Genomic DNA, 7,511 nt, shown 5'->3' on the forward strand with positions numbered 1-7,511 from the left:
GTCATTAGACCAGCTCAATGTGCTAAAAATATCCATAGACCTAAAGAGCAATACCGCACCAAAAATCACACTTATCAAAACTGGAATAAACAATGCATCTACGTTTTCAGGCTTCTGCTCTATCCATGACAAAAGATTGTTTTCCCCAATAGAAGATACACCTTTCAAACCCGTGCCGCTACATTGCTTCCTAGTCACTTACCGAGGAGTCTCTAGGGAACTATTCAGCAAGGATTACGCTTCTAAAACCTTTGAGCTTATGAAAACCCTCGATAGAGGAAAAAGCCTGCCTCACCAGATTGCTATTCAAGCCGCAGCGAGCTCGCTCGGTAACGATAATGCTTTGACTACGGGCGACTTGGAATACATAAAATCAAAACTCGACGCAATGCTGATCTCGAACGACTACTCAGGTTTAAGCTATGCTGTATTTGCACTTGACTTTCCACCACCAGTAATGGGCAGCGCCATTGTGGGGCCAACGTTTGACTTCAATGGCGATAAAGCTCAGAACATCTCCAGCGCCGCCAGCGATATGCCGGATTACATCGCCATCAACTCATTCTCCAGTGAAAATAAAGGATATATTGTTTTATCTTGGCTATCAGAACACAATACAACCTGCAGCAAGTTAATAAGGCAGTTTTTGGACAAAAAACTCAATGCTGACAGCTTGGCAGTCTTCATGATTTTACTTATCGAAAATTTCTATATTTCGCCTGACTGGTGGATGTCTCTTGATAGCGACACACAAAGCCTAATAAAAAAACTATACTCACAAGGTATAGATACTTGTACCGATGGTGACTCAATAAGCATTTGCCGCCCTCTTTTTTTTCCAAGCATAACAAATATCATGACTTGCCCTATGATTTAGATTTATTTACAAGCACATTAATTGTCGCGAATGGGTTGATCCATCTCTGCTGGATTCGCTGTTAATTGGTTGCTTGGAGAAGATGGCTCCCGTTGCCATCTCACAAACAACGCCGACCTATTAACTAGGGGCTTACCTTTTGGACGGTTTTACTGCGCAGCCTGCTTGGAGGTACAGAGTACCTCCGAGCCTCAGACGTCATGTTACTTAAACTGTGATCAGTCGGCCCATTCCAGTCTGATGAAGTCTTCGATGCTCTGTGCTCGAGCTAGAACCATATCTTCAGTCCAAGATTCAGCGTCATGAATCTGTTGGCCGACATGGATCGTGGCAATCAGTCCGCAGCTTCGATATACGTCTATCTTTTCAACCGGAGGCTTAGCTTTTAGCGAAGAGTTTGTTCCAGGTGGCAGCATCGTCAGATTCCCGAGGTGGTGCATCCACTCAACGCAACTGCTTTGCGGTGCAATATGTTCTATTGAGCTAGCGGCATCCTGCTCCCAGATCTTTCCCCATTGGCTCTCATTTAGCTTCTGCCCTGCGAGCTTGGCCAAGTGTTCGTCATAACGGTTCAGGACATAGCGCAGCTGATTTTGCCAGCCATCGTAGCTGCTCACCCAATCAATATTGTTCAAAACCTCGTCAATGGAATAGCCCTTGGAGATTTTTTCCAAGCCGATAAGGATTTGATCTCTATCCAGGTTATTCCGGTAGATTTCGTAACCAAGGCGGATGTACTCCCCGACCTTGTGACGGCTGTCTCGGCTCGCCAACTCGTAGATTCTAAAAGTTGCGCGCTCCCATTTACCCAGGAGCTCCTGCTCTGTCTTCTTATCGAATTTCCGCAGGATGATCGCTGCGGCAACAAACCGAGCGTGCACGATGCGCGTTACGGCCCGGAGGCGCGGATCTCGGAATAGGCGCAGGTTCGCTTGCACGACCGCTTCGAGCTCATGACCAACCTCTGCAATCGTATTTAGCTGCGTACCCGCCTTTAAGGTTAGCAATGCAGTCGAGTCTGCTTCACTGGGAATCCGATTCGGTCGTGCGTCACAGGCCCATGCTCCTGCGAATCGGAGAGCTTCGTCTCCGATTCGTGTGCTGTTTTCCAGCGAGCGATAAATGCCCCGCCAGACGTCTTGCATTTCAGATACTGCCTCATCGCGAGTACCGCCCTCAACGTGCTCGAAAATGAGCGCCATTAGCTGGCTTTTGAGCTTGTCGATCCATTTCACATCCAGCCCACGGCTGTTCAGAACCTCGAAGACTCGGTATACCGTAGCCTCGTCAGAAATCTCATGGTAAATGATCGTCAGCTTATTCCTGATGGTCACCAACAGCTCAAAGATCGTATCTCCACGAGCCAACCATTTGCTCACAAAGAGCTCGCAGTCACGGGCAGCTTCAACCAAGTTCTGATCTGCAGCAGTTTTTGCGGAGCCTTCCTCCACCAACCCCTTGCGGATGTAGTTGGTGAAAACCTGACTCGCGTCATGGTTTGTCTGGAGCAGAATCAGAGAATGGTCGTCTCCTTTTACGAGCAGCTCACCCAACTCCCGCCGTACCTTGGCTTGCGTAACATCATCCTTGTCGAGAGCCTTTTCAATCGCCTTCATAAGGATGATCAGAGTCGTTACACGTTGTTGGCCATCAACCAGCTCGACAGTTTTGAACTCGTCAACGCCAAGAAGGCGGGTCTCTTTTTCCTTGGCCAAGGCAACCAACGTTGCCATGAAATGCTCGCGACCAGATCGAAACGCCTCCTCGATGTCGCCGAACAAGTCTTTCCGCTGACGGGATGTCCATGAGTAGGCTCGTTGATATTCGGGAATTCGAAAAAGTCTTCCTTCAAGCAGGCCAGCAATCTTGAGATGTAGCGGATTGAGCTTCATGCGCGTTCCTTGCCGTAGAGATGATGAGAGAATAGCCATTAGCCAGCAAAAATAGCTAGCATCCCCTTAGCAGTCATACCTGAAAACAAGGAACACACCATGAGCCTGCGCACCAACGTGCTCGATGCTGTAATCGACGGTCATCTAGGGAAAGGTCTCGTTGTCACGAGACAAGCTGTCATCCAGCTTTTCAGCGAAATTGCTGAAACCTACACAGGCGTCTTCTTATCTAATTCGGAAATGACCACTGGCGTTAGCAGCCCAACCTATGACCACTTTACGCAACGAGTTGGGGTAGGCACTTACCGCATTCATCCTCAAGCGCTTTTGGATCGTATGGTTGAACGAGGATTGGCTTAGAATTTCCTGTTTGGATGACGACGTCAGCTACCGATTCATAGCCCATAGTGCCGGCACCTCAACTGAAATCCACCCCAAGGAATGCTCATGATCACCAGTGCCCTAGCTCAGCAATTGCGGGAGACTAAGCATGTCGTAGTTTTCACCGGCGCTGGTGCCTCAGCCGAGAGTGGCATCCCGACTTTCAGAGACGCATTGACGGGACTATGGGAGCGCTTCGATCCCGCCCAACTTGCGACCAGCGAAGCATTCCGAGCTGATCCATCACTGTGTTGGGGATGGTAAGAATGGCGCCGGCATAAGGTTCTGCAGGCGCAGCCAAACGGTGCTCATCTCGCTATCGCCGGGCTAGCGAGGCACGTGCCCAAGCTGACCGTGGTGACCCAGAACGTTGATGACCTCCATGAGCGCGCTGGTAGCCAGGATGTGATTCATCTGCACGGGCAGCCTGCATTCGCCTCGGTGCATCGATTGTGGGCTGGCTTATACGTTGCCCCTCACGTCCGATGCTCTGCCTGAGGATGGAAGTCGGATTGAGCCGCCGCGATGCAGAGCGGTGATGGGTATTTTCGACCTGGAGTCGTTTGGTTTGGCGAGATGCTTCCTGAAGGCGCATGGGGTGCAGGTCTCGCAGCGGCTGAGGAATGCGATGTCTTCCTCTCGATTGGTACGTCCGGGATTGTTTACCCTGCAGCTGAGCTACCACTACGTGCTTTAGGCCACGGGGCGACTGTTGTTCACATCAATCCTGTGCGGTTTGATGTCAGCAGCCAAGAGCACTTTCTTTAAGGCCCTGCCTCTGTGATGGTGCAGAGCCTGCTTAACGAGGCATTCGGATAAGTTCCTACATCGTAGTTGCCAGCGATCCACATCGTTTTTGCTTTGGGCTTGCCCCCTAGCGGGGTACGACTGTCGTGAACCAAACCCCGGACAAGCCGGGTTTGGCCCTTGCGGGCTTCCATCCTCATGCCTGCGCGCTCCGCTTGCATGGCAAAGCAGGGCGTAACCCAACCGTCTAGGCTCTAGACATAACGCAGAACATAAACACAGGCATTGATCTGAATGCTAGATGGCTTCCATCATCAGGCGCTCGCCGAGCAGTATCAGCTTGGAAATGTAATCGGGATCGTCAGATGTTTTGGGAACGTGCGAGTCGCTATTGATTCGTCGGAGCTGAATGACTACTTCATGTGCAATACGCTGAGCGTCCTTTGCCCCCCACCACTGGGCAAGCCCAGCTGCAATAAGTGAGGCATCGCTCCCTTCGCGGCCTACTGTCATCAGGAGGTTCGTCGTTAGTTTCAAATGTACATCGAAGCTAGCGAGCAAGTATTGGACGTTCCCTAAATCGGCGCTCTCGTTTGAGCGAAGAATAAAATCGCTCAGATGAGTGATATCCCATGCAGCGTTTCTCACCCCAGCGATAGCCGCCATCCGATCAGCAGACCTGCTGTTCTTGAACACATTTTTGCGAGCAGGCGAATGAGTACCGAGGTACACACACGCGAGCATCAGAGCCGGCCCCGCGAATACAAGACTCGTACTCATCCAATCTAGAAGACGAAGCATCTTGTCGACTTGCTTACCTGAGGCAAGGTCTAACTCCAGAATTTTGAGCGCGGTGATGTAATTTCGATTCCAGCGTTTCAATGGTAGTTGGAGATTGAGGTGCGGTACCTCGACCGGGCTATAGGTGCGGGAAACACGATTTGTCCTACCGAGCGCAACGTTCAGAATATCCTGTGGAGGGGCGTTGTCAGCCCCCCTGAACCAACCAAGCTCATCCGCTGCGCTGGTGTTACCACATCGGTGAGCCAGCTCATGGAAGGAAACACCAGGTTCAAAATCGATATTTAGGAGCTGAGCAAATCCTAGTAGTGCGGCTGAAAGCTTGAGTTGCTTGTCGTTGGTCGTTTCTTTGCCTTTAGCTAATTGAGCGATACGCGAGGCTACGTTTCGATCCGGCAGTATGACCGTTTGGACGCCCTGATCTCGAGCGTAAAAGTACACGGCAGGCTCATATATGCCTGCGTCGGGAGGAAGGTATCCAGGCGTAAGCAAGCTTGCTGCTCTCAGCATCTCACTCGCCTCAATAAGATCATCCACCGGAAAGTCAATCGGTAGCATCCATTCTGTCTTTTTAGATTTCGCTTTCAATCCGGCCTACCTGGGTAATCGAACCACAACCACAATGTGCTTTTGAGTTACAGACTATCATCAGCAGAGCACCTGCTCGGATAATCGCCTGTCCACGCAAACCTGCAGGATGCTCATTGCTAATAGCGCAATGCTGAATTGTTCTGTTGAGTACGAAAACCAGAAACTGCACAGATCGCATTCAGACATCATTTTGACATGCTGCCCTGAATTTTCTGAGAGGGAATGCAGATGCGTCGATTTATATGCATAGCGCTTATGGCAGGGATGCTAGCTGGCTGTGGCGAACCGAAGCTGGACGGTAGCTCACAACAGGCTTTCAAATACTCTGCGGCGAAGGTTGCTGCGAGCTTGCCTGAGGACAAGCGCAAGCAGTTCGCATCTGATGTGATGGTGCTTGTATTTCAGGGACTCGATATTTCTCAGGTTTTACAAGGCAAGAAAAATGCCGAAGGTGTGTCCGCAGATATGCTTGCTGCACTCAACGGAAAGACTGCTCAGCAGGTTGCCGATGAAGCAAACCGAGTACGAACAGAACGTGCGGAGCGAGAACGGCAACAGGCCTTGACGGAATTCAGGAGCTGATCGAAAAGCAAAAAAATCCGAAGCTGCAAAAACAGAATTAGCCCGCTTTCAGGTTTCAAAGTCTCGCTTTTATCAAAGGGCCAAAGAGTATGGCCTTGGTAACATCGAAATAACGGTGAATAACGGGACTGCCAGCGCCGTGTCACGGGCGTATTTCAAAGGCACCATCGCCTCTCCTGGACGCTCAGTGCCTTGGCTTGTCGAAACGTTCAATTACTCAATCAGCGGTGGTTTGGAACCGCGCGAATCTCAATCCTGGAGTCTCGCACCTAATCAGTTCTCGGACTGGGGCAAGGTCGAACCACCAAAGGATGCCATCTTTACCGTAGCCGTCGAACGGCTTGATGGTGCTGATTATAAGCCTTTATTCGACGCAGGCTCATTCACCGAGCGTGATGCAACGAGGCTAACCGCACTCGAAACAAAATACGCTCAGTAACGTGGTGCAGGCTCTATAGCAGACTCGTGGTTAAGGTTGAATTTCATCGGGCGAGCCGCCCCAGGCGGCTACCCATGCCACTCGCTACTATCGATCACTAAACATCTCTGCGATGTCGTATGGTTTTCTCTAAGCACACTATTCACGGGCAGATGGGCATTGGCACTCTAATGTCTTCATCAGTTGCAGCAGCCTGCGGCACTGCACCACAGGCATTGGAATAGTGAACCCGACTGTGAGCAATCTCTGTTCACAAAGGTTACGCGACCCCTAGGTTAGCTTCCGGCATATCGCTGCCGCCTTCGGGTGTCTCTGGGTCTTTCGGCTCTTGGCCCTTGGAGGGAGGTGCGTCAGGATAGAAAGCCTCAAACGTGTCACGAGGGAAAAGAGATCGGATTTTGTACAAAGCATTGGTCAGGAACTGGGTTTTCTCCGCATCGGTGTAGTCACCGCTGTATCTGCCAGAGAAGAAATTGACCTCCCAGTAATCGCACTTGCGCTTGATCTCGCCTGCAATCCGAGCGGCCTGCATACCAGTCATGCTGGGATGGCCAAGTTCATCAGGCTTGGGAATATCTTCAGCGATAAACAGCTCTCCACCCTTGCCGATGGCCCAGATGAGTTGGCTTTTTGAAGCTGGGTTACTGCTCGCCTCATCCGCTACTCTTTTGTACGCTTTGTGAACTTCAACCAAGGGGATCTGTTGCGGATCCCAGATTCGTTTCGCAGTCGGGTTTGTACCCTCCCCATCTCGCGAAACTTCGTTTACCTTGATATGGTTGGGTGCACGCAACGTCCCATACATATCGTTGAGATGCCCTTCGTAATTCTCACGTCGCTGCTTAATGGCCCTGGTGAAGGCGGCGAAGAAATGCTCATCATCCATGCCGGCAACCTGACATTCTTGTCCTTTGAAACCGCCCAACATCGCATCTGCGTAAATCGGATCGTGGATGTAGATTCCCGAAACGGCGTTGCCCAATGGGATGTCAGTGGCATCAAGGAAAACCCGGAAGGCTGGTTCGGAATTCCAGAAGAAGTCGATTTGCCATTGCAGGCGAGCAAGATTTCCGGTCAAAAAACTAAGCTTCTCCTTCCTCCAGCGAATCATCCTCTCTTCATCGAGGGTGTACTTTCCTAAGGTGTCGCCGATCTTTCGCTGGGTGCGATGCTGGCGAACCTTGAGCTGGTCTAATGACCC

Annotated in this window: 6 protein-coding genes and 2 pseudogenes; 5 read left to right on the forward strand and 3 right to left on the reverse strand. The window is 50.8% G+C overall.

The window, feature by feature from the left end; all coding sequences use genetic code 11:
• Positions 1 to 877 (forward strand): hypothetical protein (locus tag ALQ04_RS26980; protein ID WP_122318031.1); only part of this gene is annotated, 877 nt, incomplete at its 5' end.
• Between the two features lie 218 nt (positions 878 to 1,095).
• Here the strand turns inward: ALQ04_RS26980 and ALQ04_RS22990 are convergent.
• Positions 1,096 to 2,769: a DUF262 domain-containing protein gene (locus ALQ04_RS22990; RefSeq protein WP_122318032.1), complete on the reverse strand. Its 1,674-nt coding sequence runs from the start codon at positions 2,767 to 2,769 to the stop codon at positions 1,096 to 1,098.
• A gap of 99 nt (positions 2,770 to 2,868) precedes the next feature.
• On the opposite strand from ALQ04_RS22990, the gene ALQ04_RS22995 reads away from it, so the two are divergent.
• Both ALQ04_RS22995 and ALQ04_RS27355 read left to right on the forward strand, forming a co-directional pair.
• Positions 2,869 to 3,129: a hypothetical protein gene (locus tag ALQ04_RS22995; protein WP_024685811.1), complete on the forward strand. Its 261-nt coding sequence runs from the start codon at positions 2,869 to 2,871 to the stop codon at positions 3,127 to 3,129.
• An 87-nt stretch (positions 3,130 to 3,216) separates the two neighbouring features.
• Positions 3,217 to 3,918 (forward strand): annotated as a pseudogene (locus ALQ04_RS27355) (Sir2 family NAD-dependent protein deacetylase).
• 276 nt (positions 3,919 to 4,194) lie between these two features.
• Here the strand turns inward: ALQ04_RS27355 and ALQ04_RS23020 are convergent.
• A complete protein-coding gene (locus tag ALQ04_RS23020; RefSeq protein WP_147466627.1) occupies positions 4,195 to 5,286 on the reverse strand; it encodes a hypothetical protein in 1,092 nt (363 codons plus the stop codon).
• A 231-nt stretch (positions 5,287 to 5,517) separates the two neighbouring features.
• Between ALQ04_RS23020 and ALQ04_RS27360 the strand changes: the two genes are divergently transcribed.
• Together ALQ04_RS27360 and ALQ04_RS27365 are read left to right on the forward strand one after the other, a co-directional pair.
• Positions 5,518 to 5,871 carry a DUF6694 family lipoprotein gene (locus ALQ04_RS27360; RefSeq protein ID WP_259645075.1) on the forward strand — a complete coding sequence of 118 codons (354 nt, stop codon included), beginning with the start codon at positions 5,518 to 5,520 and terminating at the stop codon, positions 5,869 to 5,871.
• A 115-nt stretch (positions 5,872 to 5,986) separates the two neighbouring features.
• Positions 5,987 to 6,310 (forward strand): hypothetical protein, encoded by a 324-nt coding sequence (locus ALQ04_RS27365; RefSeq protein WP_259645076.1) that lies wholly within the window; start codon positions 5,987 to 5,989, stop codon positions 6,308 to 6,310.
• A gap of 259 nt (positions 6,311 to 6,569) precedes the next feature.
• On the opposite strand, the pseudogene ALQ04_RS23030 reads toward ALQ04_RS27365, so the two are convergent.
• A pseudogene (locus ALQ04_RS23030) lies at positions 6,570 to 7,511 on the reverse strand (hypothetical protein); the annotation flags it as partial.

It is taken from the genome of Pseudomonas cichorii, from assembly GCF_003700275.1.
Classification (GTDB): Bacteria; Pseudomonadota; Gammaproteobacteria; order Pseudomonadales; family Pseudomonadaceae; genus Aquipseudomonas; species Aquipseudomonas cichorii_B.

Excerpts from the sequence above, each read along its gene's own strand:
- ALQ04_RS22990 (WP_122318032.1), bottom strand. The coding sequence starts at position 2,769 with ATGAAGCTCAATCCGCTACATCTCAAGATTGCTGGCCTGCTTGAAGGA.
- ALQ04_RS22995 (WP_024685811.1), top strand. The coding sequence starts at position 2,869 with ATGAGCCTGCGCACCAACGTGCTCGATGCTGTAATCGACGGTCATCTA.
- ALQ04_RS27360 (WP_259645075.1), top strand. The coding sequence starts at position 5,518 with ATGCGTCGATTTATATGCATAGCGCTTATGGCAGGGATGCTAGCTGGC.